Genomic DNA, 16,237 nt, shown 5'->3' on the forward strand with positions numbered 1-16,237 from the left:
GCTTTGGGATGTTGCCGCCTTATAGCCGGAGCAGGGGTTCGGATCAACGGGGGATATAAAGATAAGTTTATATCCCGTTGCTATCCGTTTCTCTCTTCCTTCTCCCCTTGAGGGAGAAGGTGCCCCGAAGGGGCGGATGAGGGGTTTCTTGCTTACTTCAAAGTGTGCGGAAGCAACCCCTCACCCTGCAATTCTGCTGAACGCAGAATTGCTATCCCTCTCCCGCAAGGGGCGAGGGTAGGAAGAGGAGCTACCGATACCGATAACCCGGATACCGCCGCCGGAACGGCAGCATGACAAAACTGTAAATCCCCGAGACCACCAGATATCCCGCCAACAGCCCGATCCCGGCATAGGCAAAGCCCTCGAAGGTCACCGGCACTGCAGGCTCGAACGCTTCGAGCGTGCGCGAACCCACATCGGTATCCAAAAACGCCGGCAATTGCTGGAACCGCTCGATGGCATTGGCGCTTTCCAGCCGGATCAGCGCTGCACTCAAGGTTTCGTAGCGATTGATGGTTTGGGCGATGCTGATGCCGCGGCCTGCAACAAAGCTGTCCGGCGAAGCCTCGAACCGCGCCAGCGCCTGTTGTCGATCCAGCCCGCCCTCGCGCGCCGCCTTGTCAAAATCGGTGACGATGACGCGCAACTCATCGACCGCGCCGCCGAGGCGCTGGGTATATTGCTGCGCATATTCGGGAAACTGGCTGAGCGCTATGGCCAGGCCAATGCCGCCGATTCCCGCTAAAGTCCGCCGCATGGAAGTGACTCCGGTTCGCAGAGCATCAATGTGGGAGACGGCGCAGCGTTCCGCAACCCGATTGTAGAAGGGTTTCAGAAGTGGTCCATCTCGCCGGTGGTGGGCCGTGCAACGGCGATAATACTCAGCGTAGTCTCGCCACCACGCCATCGATGAACGTCGCCTTGGCGTTGGTATAGGCTTCGCGATCGTGCCAGAACCGCTCGGCCAGTTCGGTCTTGAGCCCCTGATAGGCCGCCAGCGTTGTCGGCTCAGAGCGCAAGGCGTCACGAAACACCATATGGCGGTCGAACTCGCTTGCGTCGGTATAGACATGCAGATGATGCGTGCGCTGCGGGGCCGGCGGCAGGCCCTTGACCAGAAACAGCTTGGACGTATCGGGATTGGCTGCCCAATAACTATAACCCGTCGCCTCCAGCGCCGGCACGGCCAGCTTTGCCTGCGCCAGATCATCGACCAGAACAATCAGGTCGATCACCGGTTTGGCCGACAGGCCCGGCACGGCCGTCGAACCCATATGCTCGATCCGCAACGGCCTGTGAGGAAAACAGCTCAGCACCAGCGCCGCCTCGGCTTGATAGCGCTTGGGCCAGTTCGGATCGTAGGCAACGATATGGACCGCCTCGGCCATTAGTCCGCCGCGCCGTCGCTGTCTTCGTCAAATCCGTTATTGACCAGTTCGGCGATGGCCTCGAGCGCTTCGCGCGCCTGCTTGCCGCTGGCCTGCACCAGGATGGTCGAGCCGGGGCCGGCGCCCAGCATCATCAGCCCCATGATCGAATTGCCGGCCACCGACGTGCCGTCCTTGATCACCTGGATAGTCGCATCGAAAATTTCGGCGGTGCGCACAAAGCGGGCGGAAGCGCGCGCATGCAGGCCCTTGCGGTTGACAATGGTCAATTGCTGGGCGACCGCCCGGCCGGAACCGGCAGCGCTGTCCATCAAGTCCCGCCCAGGATCGAGTTGGCGACATTGATATATTTACGGCCCGCTTCCTGGGCCATGTTGACTGCAGCCTTGATCGGCATGTCGGCGCGAATGCGCGCCAGCTTGACCAGCATCGGCAGGTTGACCCCGGCGATCACTTCGACCATGCGGTTCTGCATCACCGAAATGGCCAGGTTGGAGGGCGTACCGCCAAACATGTCGGTCAGGATGATCACGCCAGCGCCATTGTCGGCCTTGTCGACCGCCGCCAGGATGTCGTCGCGCCGGTTTTCCATATTGTCATCGGGGCCGATGCAGATGGTTTCGCAGAATTCCTGCGGCCCCACGACATGCTCGAGCGCTGACTTGAACTCGACGGCGAGCGCACCGTGCGTCACCAGAACCATACCAATCATGCACTGCCCCCAGAGCGCGCTACTACGCCCGCTATCGTCCGGTCGCCGCGCCTCAATATAACCTGCTCTGCTGCCCCGTCCAGAATTTGCGCAAGCCGTTCCACGGTAAAACGCAAGGACGCGCACAGACAGTGCGCAATTGTTTCCGCTGCGAGCAGGTGTTTCAAGCTGTTTTTTGTCACGCTGCGGCAGGGGATGGAGACAGCGCCCGGATCGCTTCGATCACCAACAGCATCTGATGGCCCAGGCCGATCTGGCTGACATGGGGCACTGGCGCTCGCGCCACGGTAACGCCGAACAGGTCGGTGACCAGCGCATCCTCTTCGAGCATGCGCACCATGTCCTCGACCAGATCAATCACCAGATGCAGTCGCGCGCTGGCCGCCATCGGCCGCTCGACAATGCCGCGCCCGCGCAATTCGATCTTGCCGGCAAGGCTGGCCGGCGCTCGCAGCACCAGCACCCCGGCTTCGGGTGCCACTTCCACCCGATCGTCGGAAACCAGCAGGGCCTTTTGCCCGCGGCCTTCCCACCGGTCCAGCAGCGTCAGCGCCAACACCGATTTGCCGGCACCCGACGGGCCGCGCAGCAGCACCCCGATATCTCCCAGAACCAGCCCGGTTCCATGCACGTTTTTTGCTTTGCTCATCTGCACAATCTATTTGCGCGCCCGCGGCAACACAACCGAGAACACGGCGCCCGACCGGTCATCGCGATTATACGCCTTGATCGTGCCCTTGTGGGCTTCAACGATCTGCCGCGAGATCGACAGGCCCAGCCCCGAATGGTCACCGAACCCGTCGGTATCGGGCCGGTCGGTATAAAATCGCTGGAAAATCCGGCTGGCGTCGGTAATGCCCGGACCTTCGTCGGTCACCGTGATCATGATGTTTTCCGGGTCGGTCGCCAGTGCCACCCGCACCGTGCCGCCCTTGGGCGAAAACGAGATGGCATTGTCGATCAGGTTGGAAAACACCTGCGCCAGCCGGCTCTCATGGCCGAGCGCGATCGCGGCCGCTTGCCGCCCCGAGCGTTTGTCGAGCACCACATTGACCGCGTGCCCGGAGGCCAGGTCGGTCTGGATCGCCACCATCACTTCGGCCAGTTTTTCCACGTCGACCCGCTCGGCACTTTCGCGCGCCAGTTCGGCGTCGAGCCGGCTGGCATTGGAAATATCGGAAATCAGCCGGTCGAGCCGGCGCACGTCGTGCTGGATAATGGCGTTGAGCCGCGCCTGATCTTCCGGGCGCTTGGCCCGGGGCAGGGTTTCCACTGCCGAACGCAGCGAGGTCAGCGGGTTTTTCAGCTCATGGGCCACGTCGGCGGCAAAGCGTTCGATCGCCTCGATGCGGTTGTAAAGCGCGTCGGTCATCCGTCGCAGCGCGCCGGACAGATGCCCGATTTCGTCGGGCCGATCAGTAAAGTCAGGGATTTCCATGCGCGAATTGCCGGCGGTCTGAACCTGTTCGGCAGCTTCCGACAGCCGCCGCATCGGTCCCGCAATGGTGCCGGCCAGCAGCAGCGACAGTGAAATGGTCACCGCCGCAGCGATCAGCGCGATGCGCAAAATGCCCCAGCGTTCGGTGGTGACGATGGAATCGATATCGCCCGGCGCCGTCGACAGCAGCAAGACGCCGACCACGGCGCGCAGGCGCTGCACCGGCACGGCGACCGAAACCACCAGTTGATTGTGGGCATCGACGCGCACGAAATCGGCCGGTGCACCGGACATCGCCGAAGCCACTTCGGGGTATTTGCGGCCTTCATCGACGCCATATTCGACATAGGGCGCGAAATTGTCGCCCGGCACCCAGGCCATGAAGGCGTTCCACCAATCCTGCAAAAAGAACGTGCCGGAAGCGTCGGGCTGGTTGATCTGCTCCATCACCTCGCCGCGCACATAGATGTTCTCGCTATCCAGAATCATCAGCCCGCCCTCGTCATAGATGCGGGCGCGAGTGCGGGTGGGCGTTACCAGATTGCGCAGCAGCGGCGCGACGCGCTCCGGGCTGATCGGGAATTCCAGGGTCGGATCGAAAAAGCTCAGCGGTGACTGCGAACTGTCGCTTTGCAGGTCGAGCAGGCGATCGGGATTGATCGAAATCACGTCGCTGTCGACCGTCGCCGACGCGGCGATGGCGGCGGCGATGATTTCGCCCTGCACCCGCAGCGATTGCACGCGCGCATCGATCAGCCCGGCGCGCCACTGGTTGAGGTATAAAATGCCCACCACCAGCACCAGCAGGCCCGCCATGTTGAGCACGATGATGCGGCGGGTCAGGCTGGAGAAAATGGTGAAATCGAGAAAGCGCTGGATGGCGTGGCCCAGCTGATGCACCGGCACCACGACAAACCGGTTCCAGCCGCCGGCGCGGCGGCTGGTCTCAGGCGTTACCGGTTCGCTGGTCTTGCCTAGCTCGGGGTCGAGGGTCGCCACATGCGCCCCTATTGTTCCTTGAAGCGATAGCCAACGCCGTAGAGGGTTTCGATCATTTCGAAATCGTCGTCGGTGGCTTTGAACTTCTTGCGCAGCCGCTTGATATGGCTGTCGATGGTGCGGTCATCGACATAAACCTGGTCGTCATAAGCCGCATCCATCAAGGCATTGCGCGATTTGACCACGCCGGGCCGCAGCGCCAGCGCCTGCAGGATCAAAAATTCGGTGACCGTCAGGGTGACGCGCTGGTTCTTCCAGGTGCAGGTGTGGCGTTCTTCATCCATCACCAGCGAACCGCGCTCGATCAGCGCCTTGCCGGTGCCCGGTTCGCCCGGCGCCCCAACTGGGGCCGACGGATCGCGCGGCGCGGCGCGGCGCAGGATCGCCTTGACCCGCTCGACCAGCAGGCGCTGGGAAAACGGCTTGGTGATGAAATCGTCGGCGCCCATCTTGAGGCCGAACAATTCGTCGATCTCTTCGTCCTTGGAGGTCAGAAAGATCACCGGAATGTCGGACTTCTGGCGCAGGCGGCGCAGCAGTTCCATGCCGTCCATGCGCGGCATCTTGATGTCGAGGATCGCCAGATCAGGCTTGTCGGTGGTCAGCCCTTCGAGCCCCGAAGCACCATCGGTATAGGTGGCGACCTGGTAGCCCTCGGCTTCCAGCGTCAGCGATACCGAGGTCAGAATATTACGGTCGTCGTCTACCAGAGCGATCTTGGGCATGACGTGCCTTCCTTGTTCGTCGGGACGCAGCGGGCGAACAACGCGCTTTGCCACAATTGGTGCAGCCCGTTGCATGGGATAATTACGCGCTAAATAAGGCGTGGCCAAGCGACATACCAGTGCTGCCCATTAAAGCTGCAGCATCAGACTTCCGTCGTAAGACCGATTTCGGGATGGTTGAAGGCTGCACAACCCCGCAAGATTACTCCCAACAGGCCGCTGAAATCTTTGCGGTATTGCCTTTGGGAGCCTTGCATGAGCCAGTTCGATCACACCAGCCTGCGCAGCCAGATTGAAGATCTTGGCGCGTCGCTGAGCCGCAACGACATTGCCCCGACACTGGTGGCCCGCGCCATGGTGCAGGGCGGCGCGCAACTGACCGCCGATGGCGCCGTCTCGGTGCGCACCGGCGCCTTTACCGGCCGTTCGCCCAAGGACAAGTTCATCGTCCGCGACGCGCTGACCAGCGATCGCGTCTGGTGGGACAATTCCGGCGCCATCAGCCCGGCCCATTTCGATGTGCTGCTGGCCGACGTCATGACCTCGCTGGCGGGTGGCGAGCTGTTCCGGCAGGACCTGCTGGCCGGCGCCGATCCACGCCATCAGTTCGGCGTCACCGTGCTGACGCCTTCGGCCTGGCACGCCCTGTTCATCCGCAACCTGTTGATCCGCCCGGGCGAAATGGTCGAAACCGGCAACAACCCGACGCCGGTCACCATCGTTCACGCGCCACACTTCAAGGCCAACCCAGCCCGCCATGGCAGCCGCACCGATACGGTGATCGCGCTGGATATGAGCCGCAACATCGTCATCATCGCCGGCACGCTCTATGCCGGCGAGATCAAGAAGTCGGTGTTCTCGCTGTTCAACTTCCACGCACCCTTGAACAACGTGCTGCCGATGCACTGCTCGGCCAACCTGGATGCCAGTGGCCAGACCGCTTTGTTCTTCGGTCTCTCCGGCACCGGCAAGACCACGCTGTCGAATGACCCGGCCCGCCCGCTGATCGGCGACGACGAACATGGCTGGAGCGAAGACGGCGTTTTCAACCTCGAAGGCGGCTGCTACGCCAAGACCATCAAGCTCAGCGCCGAAGCCGAGCCGGAAATCTTTGCCGCGACCCAACGTTTTGGCACAGTGTTGGAAAATGTCGTGCTCGACGCTAACCAAATGCCAACGTTTGACGACGTTTCGCTAACCGAAAACACCCGCGCTGCGTATCCGATTCACGTCCTGCCCTCGATCGCCAAGGGCAGTGTCGGTGGCACGCCCAAAACCGTGGTGTTCCTCACCGCCGACGCCTTTGGCGTCCTGCCGCCCATCGCCAAGCTGACCCCGGAACAGGCCGTCTATCACTTCCTCTCCGGCTATACCGCCAAGGTGGCCGGCACCGAGCGCGGCGTCACCGAGCCGCAGGCGACCTTTTCGGCCTGCTTTGGCGCCCCCTTCATGCCGCTGCATCCCAGCGTCTATGGCGAAATGCTGGCCGAACGCCTGCGCACCAGCGGCGCCTCGGCCTGGCTGATCAATACCGGCTGGACCGGCGGCGGCTATGGCGTCGGCAAGCGCATCGACCTCAAATCCACGCGCCGCCTGCTCAATGCAGCGCTCAGCGGCGCACTCGACACCGCACCGATGCGCGAGGATGAACTGTTCGGCTTTGCCGTGCCGCTGGCCGTCGAGGGCGTTGAAACCCGCATCCTGACGCCGCGCCTGACCTGGGCCGATGCCAACGCCTATGATCGGCAGGCCGCGCATCTGGCCGGGCTGTTCCAGCAGAACTTCCTCAAATTTGGCCCCCACGCCGCCAATTCTGCCGGACCGCGCCTGGCACAAGCTGCCGAATAGCTGACCGCTCCCAAATCACCCACAAGGTGCTATGGGAGCGGCATGGCTTTTACCCCACTCAAATTTCTCGGCATCGCCGCAGCAGCCGCGGTTGCCGCACTGACTCAGCTGCCGCGCCGCGATGACCTGTCCAATGTCGCCGAGGCGCTGCGCCGTATCGGCATCGATGCCCCGGCGCTGCAATCGTCCGCGGCTGATAACTGGATTGGCGGTGGCGTGCTGCTGGTGCTGGCGGCGCTGGCCTTCTGGCTGACCTTCAAGCCCGAGCCGCGACAGCCGGCGAGCGAGCCGCGCGTCATTGCGCCCGCAGAGCCGGAAGCACCACCGGTATCGCAAAATCCCGACATGCCCATCCGGGAGCTGTTCCTGCGCCTGGCGCCCGACTTGGCCGATCTCAACCAATCCAAGCAAAACGCGCAACTGGCGGGCAATCTGATCCGGCAGTACCTGGCCAGCGGTACCCTTCTGGCCTGGGGCAAGCCGGAAGCCGATAGCCGGATGCTGTATCCAATCGATCCGGCATTCTGGCAGGCCGCCGACTGGACCTTCTGGTTTCTGCCCGCCGATCCGCGCAACCGCGATCTGGTGCATGTCGCGCTGCCCGACGGCAGTTCACCCTGGCGCGACGTCCACGTCAGCATCGCCGGCGTTGCGGCCGTGCTGCAGTAGGCGCGCGCCCCGCCCCAACCGCCTCGCCATTTTCAACCACCGGGTCATTCCCGCTGGGCCCCAGAATGACCCGGTGGATGAAGGAGCCATAAGGGCAAAACCCGGCATCACAGGATTAACCCCAGCCCGCTCCGGAGTGACATCGTGTGTGCAGATGATAGGGGCCGAAAACGAGCGCTTACTTGTTCGGCGCGTAGAACAGGTGCGAGCCGATCTGGGCGACCTGGGTATAGGTGTTGGACCAGCCCGGATTGACCGAGGTGGTGTGGTAGAACAGCGCCGAGCGCGGCAGGGTCGGGATTTTTTCGCCCTGGGCGAATTCGGCATAGACCTTGGCGGCGACGCCAGCCGAGCGGTTCCAGGCGGCGCGCTCGGAGGGCGCATCGGTCTTGCCGTCACAGGCAAAGGTAAACTGGCAGCGGTGGTAGCCCTTTTCGGCGTTCTGGTAGATCACCCCGCACAGGGTCGACGGGAACCGGCCCGACAGGGCCCGGTTGACGATGATATTGGCGACGGCCCACTGGCCCTCGACGCTCTCGCCGCGCGCCTCATGATAGATCGCCTGCGTCAGGCAATCGCGTTCCTTGTCGGCGATCGCCATGCGCTTCTCGGTCGGCTTGAAGCGGTCGCTGACATATTCGGCGAGCACATCGGTGTTCAGTGCCGAGACCGGCTTGGCCTTGGCCAGGCCCTCGATGGCGGTCAGCGCGCCATTGCCTTCGGATGAGCGCGAGATATAGCCCAGCAGCATGTCCGAGGTGAGCTGCGGGTCTTCCGCTTCATCGAAGGCGTTGAACGCGTGCAGCGCATTCTGGCGCTTGATGTAATTGGTCAGCAGCGCTGCCGTCAGCGGCTGGTCGCCGGGCGCCAGTGGCTGCATTACTGCACCCAGCGCCGGCTGGGAGCGGAGCTGCGCCAGCTCGACCGGAACCGGCAGCGGCATTACGGCGTTGGGTTGAACAGTTTCGGCGTGTGCCGGATTCAGCGTGATCGCGAGCACGAACGCCGCGGCGCACAGAGCAAGCGCATGCGCCAAAGCGCGCGCAGCAGTGGTGAGCCGAGTTGGCTGCAATATGCCCGTCCTTCCCCGAAGGTCGCCTGGCCACGCCGGCAGACCGTTTAATCCCCTGGCTGGCCCTGATGGGTCAGCCTTGCCCGAGCGGCACATTAGCCGAGGCAGTCTGTGGAGGGAACCCAGAATTTACCACCGGTTAACTATGCGGCTTAGGAGATTAAAACAGGGTTAACCCGGAAGGGCGGCGCTGAAAACCCATTGATTTCAGGGGTTTGGTTTTTGGCGAACGGGGCTTTAAGACAAAACCGACAAGTTTACGCATCTGCGACGCGGCGCCGCGTTAACACTTGTGCACCGATTTTCGGAGTCTAGCGGGCGGGAAATGCCGCTCGGTGAACGTGCTCGAGGCTCTCGACGATGGCGATGCCCAGGGCCCGGATTTCTGCGCTGGGATGCACCAGATCAGGCACCATGATGGTCTGCATGCCGGCAGCGTGCGCCGCCCGGACCCCCGAATAACTGTCTTCCAGTGCCAGGCACAGCAGTGGATCGACACCCAGGCGCCGTGCCGCGGTCAGATAGGGTTCCGGGTGCGGCTTTGGGTTGATCACGTCATCGCGCGTCACGATGGTCTGGAACAGGCCGAGCAGGCCGGCAGCGCCCAGATTGTTGTGGGCATGCGGGCCGCGCGAGGAGGTGGCGATAGCTGTCGGGATATTACGCTCCCGCAACGCCAACAGGATTTCCCGCGCCCCCGTCTTGATCGGGATGCCGCCGGCATCCATCACCTTGTGCATCGACTTGCGGCACATGTCGTCAAACAGCGGATAGGGAAAGCTGACGCCATAGGCTTCGACCAGCAACTGGTTGGTGCGCTCGTGGCTGGAGCCCACCATATTGGCATGCAGCGCATGGGTCATTTCAAAGCCGAGATCGGTACACACCTCGAACACGATGGTGCGAAACACGCTTTCGGTATCCAGAACGGTGCCGTCCATATCAAAGATGACGGCGTCGAAGGGCTTTAGGCTCAATTGGCTTTGCATGGATTCGATATAGGACCGCGGGGGTGGATTCGCCAGACGGTTGGCGGCATTGCTGGCTTGCAGCGGCGGAACCAGCGGCTAGATTGGCCCTAAATCAGGGGTCGTCCATGTCCAAGCCAATCCTTTCCCGCCTCAAGGCCGAAACGCTGATGTTTGTCGGCCTCGTCGCCGCCATCATCGCCTTCAGTATCGAGCATGCGATTGTCGAGGCGGGACAGATGGCCAGCCTGATCGGCGCCGTGGTGCTGATCGGGGTCATAGTCGGTGTCTCGATGCAAGTGGCCCATCATGCCGAGGTCTTGGCCCACAAGGTCGGCGAGCCCTATGGCACGATGATCCTGACGCTCTCGGCCGTGGCCGTCGAAGTCATTATCCTGGCCATCATGATGAGCAATGGCGCGTCGCCGACTTTGGTGCGTGACACCATCTATTCGGCGGTGATGCTCGACATCAACGGGTTGATCGGGCTCGCGGCCCTGCTCGGTGGCATCAAGCATGGCGAGCAGCCCTATAACGATGATAGCGGCAAGACCTATTCGGTGATGATCCTGACCGCGATGTCGATCTCGATGATCGTGCCTGAATTCGTGCCGGTGGACCGCTGGCACTATTATTCGGTGTTCACTATCGGCGCGATGATCATGCTCTACGCGCTGTTCCTGCGCCGCCAGATTGGGGAGCACTCGTATTTCTTCTCCTATGTCTATCCCAGGGCCGAGGGTGAGGAGGAAGAAGAGGAGGTCCACGGCTCGGTGCCGGTTTCGATCGGCTGGCTGATCGCCGGCGTGGTGCTGATCGGGGCGATTGCCGAAGTGATGAGCCAGTTGCTCAATCATGGGCTGGAAGGCACTGGCGCCCCGGTGGCGCTGGCTGCCATTGTCGTTGCCGCGATTTCAGCAGCGCCCGAAATCCTCACCGCCCTGCGCTCGGCGCTGGCCAATCGGATGCAGGCGGTGATCAATATCGCGCTCGGCGCCTCGCTCTCGACGGTCATTCTGACCGTGCCGGTGATGGAGGCGATCGCGCTTTATACCGGCCAGCCCTTCGTGATGGCGATGACCCCGGCGCAGACCACCATGGTGGCGGTGACGCTGATTGCGGCAGCGATCAATCTCAATGATGGGGAAACCAATGCCATCGAGGGCATGACCCATTTCGTGCTGTTCGCCACTTTCCTGATGCTGAGCTTTATCGGTTTGTAGGGAACCAGCTTGGGTCTGGGCGGTTGCTTCCCAACAAGGAGAGCGTCATGCCCAACCCACTCAATCCGCCGGAAATCCCGGTGCTGCCCGACGAAGTCCCGCCGCAGCCGGTGAGCCCGCCGACACAGCCTTCTCCGCCCGCCCCGGTCGAACCGCCGCTGCTGCCCGATGATGATCCCAACCATAATCCGGTCATGCCGCCGGTCAGCGATCCGGTGCCCGACAACGGCTGACCCCAGCGTGTACGCACCATCCCGCATCCAAACGGGGTGACGTCATGTAAAACAAACTTGACACGGTGTTAGCTCTGCCTTACACCGGCGATGTCAAACATGCTTTACATGAGGAAGCCATGTCCTTCGAAGAAAAGAGCGCCTGGGCATTTTTGCTGGCCACCGTTATTGCCTATGCGGTCTATCTCAAGCTCGTGCTGGAGCAGGCCGGTGGAATGCCGCTCACCCAGGTGCCCTATGTTTGGCCCCTGCTGTGGAGCATTGGCGGCGCCATCGTGCTCTCGATCCTCCTGCACATCGTCATCGCGACGATCGACCCGCGCGACGGCGGCAAGAAGGACCAGCGCGACCGCGATATTTACCGGCTGGGTGAATATACCGGCCAGTCCTTCGTGGTCATTGGCGGCATCGCCGCGATGGCCATGGCGATGGCGCAGTGGGACTATTTCTGGATCGCCAACGTCATCTACCTCTGCTTCGTGCTCTCGGCCATTCTGGGCTCGATCACCAAGATCGCGCTGTATCGCTTCGGCTTTCATCCATGGTGAAACCGACACGGCTGACCAACGCCATTCGCAATCTGCGCTTTGCCAATGCCGAAATGACCCAGGCCGATCTCGCTGAAAAGATCGGCGTCACCCGGCAGACCATCATCGCCATCGAGCAGGGCAAATATTCGCCGACGCTGGAAATGGCCTTCCAGATCGCCCGGGCGCTGAAAGTGCCGTTCGACGAGGTGTTCCAATACCCCGACGGCGCAGCGGACTGAGCTGAACCAACCCCATTCATTTTAAGCACCGCCGACCGGCGGCGCCGGCGAAGCCTTGCCGGAATTTCGGAGATCGATATGCGCGCCATCATTCAGAATGCCTACGGAGCGCCCAGCGTTCTGCATTTGACCGAACTGTCCAAACCCGTGCCGAAAGACCACGAAGTGCTGGTCAAACTCGCCGCCACCACGGTGACATCTGGCGATGCGCGGATGCGTGCTTTTGACGTGCCGGCAATGTTCTGGCTGCCGGGGCGGCTGTTCATGGGCATTACCAGGCCACGCAAAAACGTGCTGGGCGCCGAGTTTGCCGGCACTATCGAAGCGGTGGGCAAGGCTGTCACCAAGTTCAGGACTGGCGATGCGGTCTTCGGCCTGCATGTCTATGACTGCTATGCCGACTACAAGACCGTGCCGGAAACGGCAGCGATCGCGCTCAAGCCGGCAGGCATGAGCTTTGACGAGGCGGCGGCACTGCCCTTTGGTGCGCTGACGGCGCTACATTTCCTGCTGGCAGGCAAGATCAAGGCCGGCGACCAGGTGCTGATCAATGGCGCATCTGGCGCGGTGGGCACGGCGGCGGTGCAATTGGCCAAATATTTCGGCGCGACGGTGACCGGCGTTTGCAGCACCGCCAATGTTGATCTGGTCAAATCGCTGGGTGCTGACGCGGTGATCGACTACGCCAGCGCCGATTTCACCACGGGTGGGGCGCGCTACGACATCATCTTCGACACCGTCGGCAAGACCAGCTTCGCCAGATGCCGCGCGATCATGCAGCCCGATGCCCGCTATCTGGCAGCGGTAATGAGCCCGGGCGCCATCGGATGGGCGCTGTGGACGTCGCTGTCCGGCCGCCGCAAGCTGATCGGCGGCATTTCGGTGCCCAGGCAGGAGAACTTGCAGCTGTTGGCTGGCCTGGTCGAAGCGGGGCGGCTATGGCCCGTGATTGACCGGCACTATGACCTCGACGAAATCGTCGCGGCACATGCCCATGTCGATACCGGGCACAAGCGAGGCGCGGTGGTGGTTAGGCTGTGAAGGAGCTTAGCGCAGCCCGGCTTCTTCGAGCAGGCCCTTGCGCTTGGCGTCGTAGTAGTAGCCCGAGGCGTAATAGCGCAGCGCCTGGTCTTCGTTGCCGCCGGCGGTGACATAGGCCCCGGCCAGATATTTGACCGCGTAATGCAGGTTGGTTTCGGCTTCGAGCAGGCCCGAGGCATTGCCGGTATAGCCCATGCCGCGCGCGGTATCGTGGCGGATCTGCATCAGGCCCCAATAGGGACCATTGCGGGCGGCCGCATTGTAATTGCTTTCGCGCACGATGATCCGCCGGATCAGCCGCTCAGGCACATTGTAGGCGGTGGAGTACTTCAGGATCAACTGATCCATTGGTGCCGCGGTGGTCGATGGCTCGGCAAAAGCCAGCACGGCGGATTCAGCGGTCGGCGCAGTTGCTGCCGCCACTGCGGTTGCGGCCCTGATTGCAGGTTTGGGCGCGGCGATCGAGGCCGTGCTGTGGTGTGGTGCGCCGGGCCGAACGATGGTCGCCAGCGAAGCCATGCTGCAGCCCGACAAAGCCATCGCTGCAACCGCTACACCTGCAACCATTGCTGATTTCAATGCCACCAATAGACCGGTCTCCGCTGATCGCTGCCAGTTTACCCGGCAAGACCACGGCGCGATAGCCCTGAAAATGGGCAGCTCTGTGGCAAAAACTGGGCAAGAGCGATCAACAGCGCCCGCACCCCATTTCCCTGCCGTGTGCTCCTCTATATGACGGTAGTGAAATATTAAGCAAAATCGCCGTCAACGGCGGTGTTGGGGACAGTATGGCACAGCGTAATTCACTCGGGGCGCGCCTCCGCTACCAGTTCGACAAATCCATGGCGGCGGGCCCGATCGCGCTGATCGGCTATCTCGGGCTGGTGTCGCTGGCGATCATTGCCGTGGCGGGCGCCATCATCGTGGCGTTGCGCATTGCCCCCGAAGGCGGCGAAGTGCCGGGCTTTATCGAGGCCAGCTGGGAAGCGCTGATGCGCACCCTCGATAGCGGCACCATGGGCGGCGACGCCGGCTGGGGTTTCCGCATCGTCATGCTGCTGGTCACCATTGGCGGCATCTTCATCGTCTCCACCCTGATCGGTATCCTGTCCTCGGGCATCGAGGGCAAGCTCGACGAGTTGCGCAAGGGCCGCTCCAGGGTGCTCGAAGCCGACCACACCGTCATTCTCAACTGGTCGGCCTCGGTATTCGACATCATCTCCGAACTGGTGGTGGCCAATGCCTCGCGCAAGAGGCCGCGCATCGTCATCATGGCCAATATGGACAAGGTGGAGATGGAAGACGAGATCGCCGCCAAGGTGGAAAAACTCGGCAATACCAGGATCATCTGCCGCTCCGGCGATCCGACCGATCTTTATGATCTGTCGCTGGTGTCGCCCCAGACCTCGCGCTCGATCATCGTCGTGTCGCCCGCCACCAGCGATGCCGAAGGCGACGATCCCGACAGCCAGGTGATCAAGACCGTGCTGGCGCTGGTCAACGATCCCAAGCGCCGCCCCGAACCCTACCGCATCGCCGCCGAAATCCGCGACGCCAAGAATGCCGATGTCGCCCGCGTCGTCGGCGGCAATGAAGTGCAACTGGTGCTGGCCGACGATCTGATCGCCCGTATCGTCGTCCATTCCAGCCGCCAGTCCGGTCTGTCGGCGGTCTATTCCGAACTGCTCGATTTCGATGGCTGCGAAATTTACACCATCGAACAGCCGACCCTGGTCGGGAATACCTTTGGCGACGCCATCATGGCCTATGAGGCCTCGGCGTTGATGGGCCTCTGCCTGCCCGATGGCACGGTGGTGCTCAACCCCGACATGGCCATGGTCATCGAAGCCGGTACCAAGGCCATCATCATTGCCGAGGACGATGCGGCCATCAAAGTCACCACCGCCAATATCCAGGTCGACGCCACAGCCATCCGCCCCGCCGTGGTGCCGCAGCGGGTTGCCGAACGCACGCTCATCCTGGGCTGGAACCGCCGCGCGCCGGTCATCGCTTACGAGCTGTCGCGCTATGTGGCGCCGGGTTCGGTGCTGACCATTGCCGCCGATACCCCGACGCTGGACGACGATATCGCCAATCTGCAGATCGCCAGCAACAATCTGTCGGTCGAATATGGCCGCATCGACACCACCAGCCGCGATGCGCTCAAGACCCTTGATGTCACCGCCTATGACCATATTCTGGTGCTCGGCTATTCCGATATCCTGCCGCCCCAGCCCACCGATACCCGCACGCTGGTGACCCTGTTGCACCTGCGCAAGCTGGCCGACGCCATGGGTATCCACGTCAATGTGGTTTCCGAAATGATCGACGTGCGCAATCGCGAGCTGGCCGAAGTCACCCGCACCGACGATTTCGTCGTGTCCAACAAACTGGTCAGCCTGATGCTGGCTCAGGCTTCCGAAAACGACAAGCTGGCGGCAATCTTTGACGACCTGCTCGATGAGGAAGGCTCGGAAATCTACATGCGCCCGGCGCAGGATTACGTGGCGCTCGACACCCCGGTGACCTTCTATACCGTAGCCGAAGCTGCCCGCCAGCGCGGTGAAGTTGCCCTCGGCTATGCCCGCCCACGCCCCGGCGCTGCCGTCGGCGGCATTATCGTCAATCCCAAAAAGTCGCACCTGCTGGACTATGTGGCCGGCGACCGGCTGATCGTTCTGGCGCGGGACTGAGACAATGGCCGGGGAGCCAGTCGACCCAGATCTGCTCCACCGCGGCTCGTGCCTGTGCGGCGCGGTGCAGTTCACCGTCACCGGCCCACTGCCGCCGATCATGGCCTGTCATTGCAGCATGTGCCGCAAGCATACCGGCCACTATGAAGCCGGCACCGACGTGCCCCGCGACCGCGTCGGCATCACCGGAACGGACGCCATTTCCTGGTATCAATCCTCGGAAAAAGTCCGCCGCGGCTTTTGCCGCATCTGTGGCTCGTCGCTGTTCTTCGATCCGGTCCACGCCGACTGGATCGGCATCATGATGGGCGCCTTCGACACGCCTACGCACGCCAAGCTGTCCCTGCATATCTTCGTCGCCGACAAGGGCGATTACTACGAGATTAGCGACGGCCTGCCCCAGAACCAGCAATAGGCGCGGCGACCGAGAAATTCGCGCCAATCCCGGTTGCGCGG

The 16,237-nt window shown here is 62.4% G+C and carries 18 protein-coding genes and 1 pseudogene; 9 read left to right on the top strand and 10 right to left on the bottom strand.

Features of this window, described 5'->3' with window-relative positions; translation table 11 throughout:
* Positions 1-250: 250 nt before the first annotated feature.
* The 7 genes from ABIT12_RS13720 to ABIT12_RS13750 all read right to left on the bottom strand — a co-directional run bounded on the left by ABIT12_RS13720 (position 251) and on the right by ABIT12_RS13750 (position 5,265).
* Positions 251-760: a DUF2937 family protein gene (locus tag ABIT12_RS13720; protein ID WP_348044740.1), complete on the bottom strand. Its 510-nt coding sequence runs from the start codon at positions 758-760 to the stop codon at positions 251-253.
* A gap of 124 nt (positions 761-884) precedes the next feature.
* A complete protein-coding gene (locus ABIT12_RS13725; RefSeq protein WP_348044742.1) occupies positions 885-1,391 on the bottom strand; it encodes a GrpB family protein in 507 nt (168 codons plus the stop codon).
* A complete protein-coding gene (locus ABIT12_RS13730; RefSeq protein WP_348044744.1) occupies positions 1,391-1,702 on the bottom strand; it encodes an HPr family phosphocarrier protein in 312 nt (103 codons plus the stop codon). Before ABIT12_RS13730 ends, ABIT12_RS13725 begins: the two co-directional genes overlap by 1 nt.
* Positions 1,702-2,103 carry a PTS sugar transporter subunit IIA gene (locus ABIT12_RS13735; RefSeq protein ID WP_348044746.1) on the bottom strand — a complete coding sequence of 134 codons (402 nt, stop codon included), beginning with the start codon at positions 2,101-2,103 and terminating at the stop codon, positions 1,702-1,704. Before ABIT12_RS13735 ends, ABIT12_RS13730 begins: the two co-directional genes overlap by 1 nt.
* Positions 2,104-2,281: 178 nt before the next feature.
* Positions 2,282-2,752 (bottom strand): HPr kinase/phosphatase C-terminal domain-containing protein, encoded by a 471-nt coding sequence (locus tag ABIT12_RS13740; protein ID WP_348044748.1) that lies wholly within the window; start codon positions 2,750-2,752, stop codon positions 2,282-2,284.
* Between the two features lie 9 nt (positions 2,753-2,761).
* Positions 2,762-4,540: a sensor histidine kinase gene (locus tag ABIT12_RS13745; protein ID WP_348044750.1), complete on the bottom strand. Its 1,779-nt coding sequence runs from the start codon at positions 4,538-4,540 to the stop codon at positions 2,762-2,764.
* Positions 4,541-4,548: 8 nt separating this feature from the next.
* Positions 4,549-5,265 carry a response regulator transcription factor gene (locus ABIT12_RS13750; RefSeq protein ID WP_348044752.1) on the bottom strand — a complete coding sequence of 239 codons (717 nt, stop codon included), beginning with the start codon at positions 5,263-5,265 and terminating at the stop codon, positions 4,549-4,551.
* A gap of 255 nt (positions 5,266-5,520) precedes the next feature.
* On the opposite strand from ABIT12_RS13750, the gene pckA reads away from it, so the two are divergent.
* Both pckA and ABIT12_RS13760 read left to right on the top strand, forming a co-directional pair.
* Positions 5,521-7,113: a phosphoenolpyruvate carboxykinase (ATP) gene (gene pckA / locus ABIT12_RS13755; RefSeq protein WP_348044754.1), complete on the top strand. Its 1,593-nt coding sequence runs from the start codon at positions 5,521-5,523 to the stop codon at positions 7,111-7,113.
* A gap of 42 nt (positions 7,114-7,155) precedes the next feature.
* Positions 7,156-7,782, top strand: a complete 627-nt coding sequence (locus tag ABIT12_RS13760) for a hypothetical protein (protein WP_348044756.1) — start codon at positions 7,156-7,158, stop codon at positions 7,780-7,782.
* A 178-nt stretch (positions 7,783-7,960) separates the two neighbouring features.
* On the opposite strand, the gene ABIT12_RS13765 is transcribed toward ABIT12_RS13760, so the two are convergent.
* Together ABIT12_RS13765 and ABIT12_RS13770 are read right to left on the bottom strand one after the other, a co-directional pair.
* Positions 7,961-8,854: a cell wall hydrolase gene (locus ABIT12_RS13765; protein ID WP_348044758.1), complete on the bottom strand. Its 894-nt coding sequence runs from the start codon at positions 8,852-8,854 to the stop codon at positions 7,961-7,963.
* 311 nt (positions 8,855-9,165) lie between these two features.
* A complete protein-coding gene (locus ABIT12_RS13770; RefSeq protein WP_348044760.1) occupies positions 9,166-9,831 on the bottom strand; it encodes an HAD family phosphatase in 666 nt (221 codons plus the stop codon).
* A gap of 119 nt (positions 9,832-9,950) precedes the next feature.
* Here ABIT12_RS13770 and ABIT12_RS13775 point away from each other — a divergent pair, with 119 nt between their 5' ends.
* From ABIT12_RS13775 to ABIT12_RS13795, 5 genes are all read left to right on the top strand, one after another.
* The gene (locus ABIT12_RS13775; RefSeq protein ID WP_407065623.1) at positions 9,951-11,045 is read left to right on the top strand and encodes a calcium:proton antiporter; all 1,095 of its coding nucleotides are present in this window, start codon (positions 9,951-9,953) and stop codon (positions 11,043-11,045) included.
* A 47-nt stretch (positions 11,046-11,092) separates the two neighbouring features.
* Complete coding sequence (locus tag ABIT12_RS13780; protein ID WP_348044769.1) at positions 11,093-11,278, top strand: hypothetical protein; 186 nt, start codon at positions 11,093-11,095, stop codon at positions 11,276-11,278.
* Between the two features lie 119 nt (positions 11,279-11,397).
* On the top strand, positions 11,398-11,826 hold the full coding sequence (locus ABIT12_RS13785) for a hypothetical protein (RefSeq protein WP_348044771.1): 429 nt from the start codon (positions 11,398-11,400) through the stop codon (positions 11,824-11,826).
* On the top strand, positions 11,820-12,047 hold the full coding sequence (locus ABIT12_RS13790) for a helix-turn-helix transcriptional regulator (protein WP_348044773.1): 228 nt from the start codon (positions 11,820-11,822) through the stop codon (positions 12,045-12,047). The genes ABIT12_RS13785 and ABIT12_RS13790 overlap by 7 nt, the downstream gene beginning before the upstream one ends.
* 78 nt (positions 12,048-12,125) lie before the next feature.
* Complete coding sequence (locus tag ABIT12_RS13795; protein ID WP_348044775.1) at positions 12,126-13,088, top strand: NAD(P)-dependent alcohol dehydrogenase; 963 nt, start codon at positions 12,126-12,128, stop codon at positions 13,086-13,088.
* Positions 13,089-13,094: 6 nt separating this feature from the next.
* On the opposite strand, the pseudogene ABIT12_RS18340 reads toward ABIT12_RS13795, so the two are convergent.
* A pseudogene (locus ABIT12_RS18340) lies at positions 13,095-13,433 on the bottom strand (transglycosylase SLT domain-containing protein); the annotation flags it as partial.
* Positions 13,434-13,876: 443 nt separating this feature from the next.
* On the opposite strand from ABIT12_RS18340, the gene ABIT12_RS13805 reads away from it, so the two are divergent.
* The gene (locus ABIT12_RS13805) at positions 13,877-15,781 is read left to right on the top strand and encodes a CASTOR/POLLUX-related putative ion channel (protein WP_348044779.1); all 1,905 of its coding nucleotides are present in this window, start codon (positions 13,877-13,879) and stop codon (positions 15,779-15,781) included.
* Between the two features lie 4 nt (positions 15,782-15,785).
* Positions 15,786-16,196: a GFA family protein gene (locus ABIT12_RS13810; RefSeq protein ID WP_348044781.1), complete on the top strand. Its 411-nt coding sequence runs from the start codon at positions 15,786-15,788 to the stop codon at positions 16,194-16,196.
* The last annotated feature ends 41 nt before the right edge of the window (positions 16,197-16,237 follow it).

The sequence above is a fragment of the Devosia sp. genome (assembly GCF_039927955.1).
Lineage (GTDB): Bacteria > Pseudomonadota > Alphaproteobacteria > Rhizobiales > Devosiaceae > Devosia.

What these genes read in the sequence shown, in the direction of transcription:
- ABIT12_RS13725 (WP_348044742.1), bottom strand. Translation starts at nt 1,391, where the DNA reads ATGGCCGAGGCGGTCCATATCGTTGCCTACGATCCGAACTGGCCCAAG.
- ABIT12_RS13785 (WP_348044771.1), top strand. Translation starts at nt 11,398, where the DNA reads ATGTCCTTCGAAGAAAAGAGCGCCTGGGCATTTTTGCTGGCCACCGTT.
- ABIT12_RS13735 (WP_348044746.1), bottom strand. Translation starts at nt 2,103, where the DNA reads ATGATTGGTATGGTTCTGGTGACGCACGGTGCGCTCGCCGTCGAGTTC.
- ABIT12_RS13730 (WP_348044744.1), bottom strand. Translation starts at nt 1,702, where the DNA reads ATGGACAGCGCTGCCGGTTCCGGCCGGGCGGTCGCCCAGCAATTGACC.
- ABIT12_RS13810 (WP_348044781.1), top strand. Translation starts at nt 15,786, where the DNA reads ATGGCCGGGGAGCCAGTCGACCCAGATCTGCTCCACCGCGGCTCGTGC.
- ABIT12_RS13720 (WP_348044740.1), bottom strand. Translation starts at nt 760, where the DNA reads ATGCGGCGGACTTTAGCGGGAATCGGCGGCATTGGCCTGGCCATAGCG.
- ABIT12_RS13805 (WP_348044779.1), top strand. Translation starts at nt 13,877, where the DNA reads ATGGCACAGCGTAATTCACTCGGGGCGCGCCTCCGCTACCAGTTCGAC.
- ABIT12_RS13750 (WP_348044752.1), bottom strand. Translation starts at nt 5,265, where the DNA reads ATGCCCAAGATCGCTCTGGTAGACGACGACCGTAATATTCTGACCTCG.
- ABIT12_RS13795 (WP_348044775.1), top strand. Translation starts at nt 12,126, where the DNA reads ATGCGCGCCATCATTCAGAATGCCTACGGAGCGCCCAGCGTTCTGCAT.
- ABIT12_RS13790 (WP_348044773.1), top strand. Translation starts at nt 11,820, where the DNA reads ATGGTGAAACCGACACGGCTGACCAACGCCATTCGCAATCTGCGCTTT.
- ABIT12_RS13780 (WP_348044769.1), top strand. Translation starts at nt 11,093, where the DNA reads ATGCCCAACCCACTCAATCCGCCGGAAATCCCGGTGCTGCCCGACGAA.
- ABIT12_RS13760 (WP_348044756.1), top strand. Translation starts at nt 7,156, where the DNA reads ATGGCTTTTACCCCACTCAAATTTCTCGGCATCGCCGCAGCAGCCGCG.
- pckA (WP_348044754.1), top strand. Translation starts at nt 5,521, where the DNA reads ATGAGCCAGTTCGATCACACCAGCCTGCGCAGCCAGATTGAAGATCTT.
- ABIT12_RS13775 (WP_407065623.1), top strand. Translation starts at nt 9,951, where the DNA reads ATGTCCAAGCCAATCCTTTCCCGCCTCAAGGCCGAAACGCTGATGTTT.
- ABIT12_RS13740 (WP_348044748.1), bottom strand. Translation starts at nt 2,752, where the DNA reads ATGAGCAAAGCAAAAAACGTGCATGGAACCGGGCTGGTTCTGGGAGAT.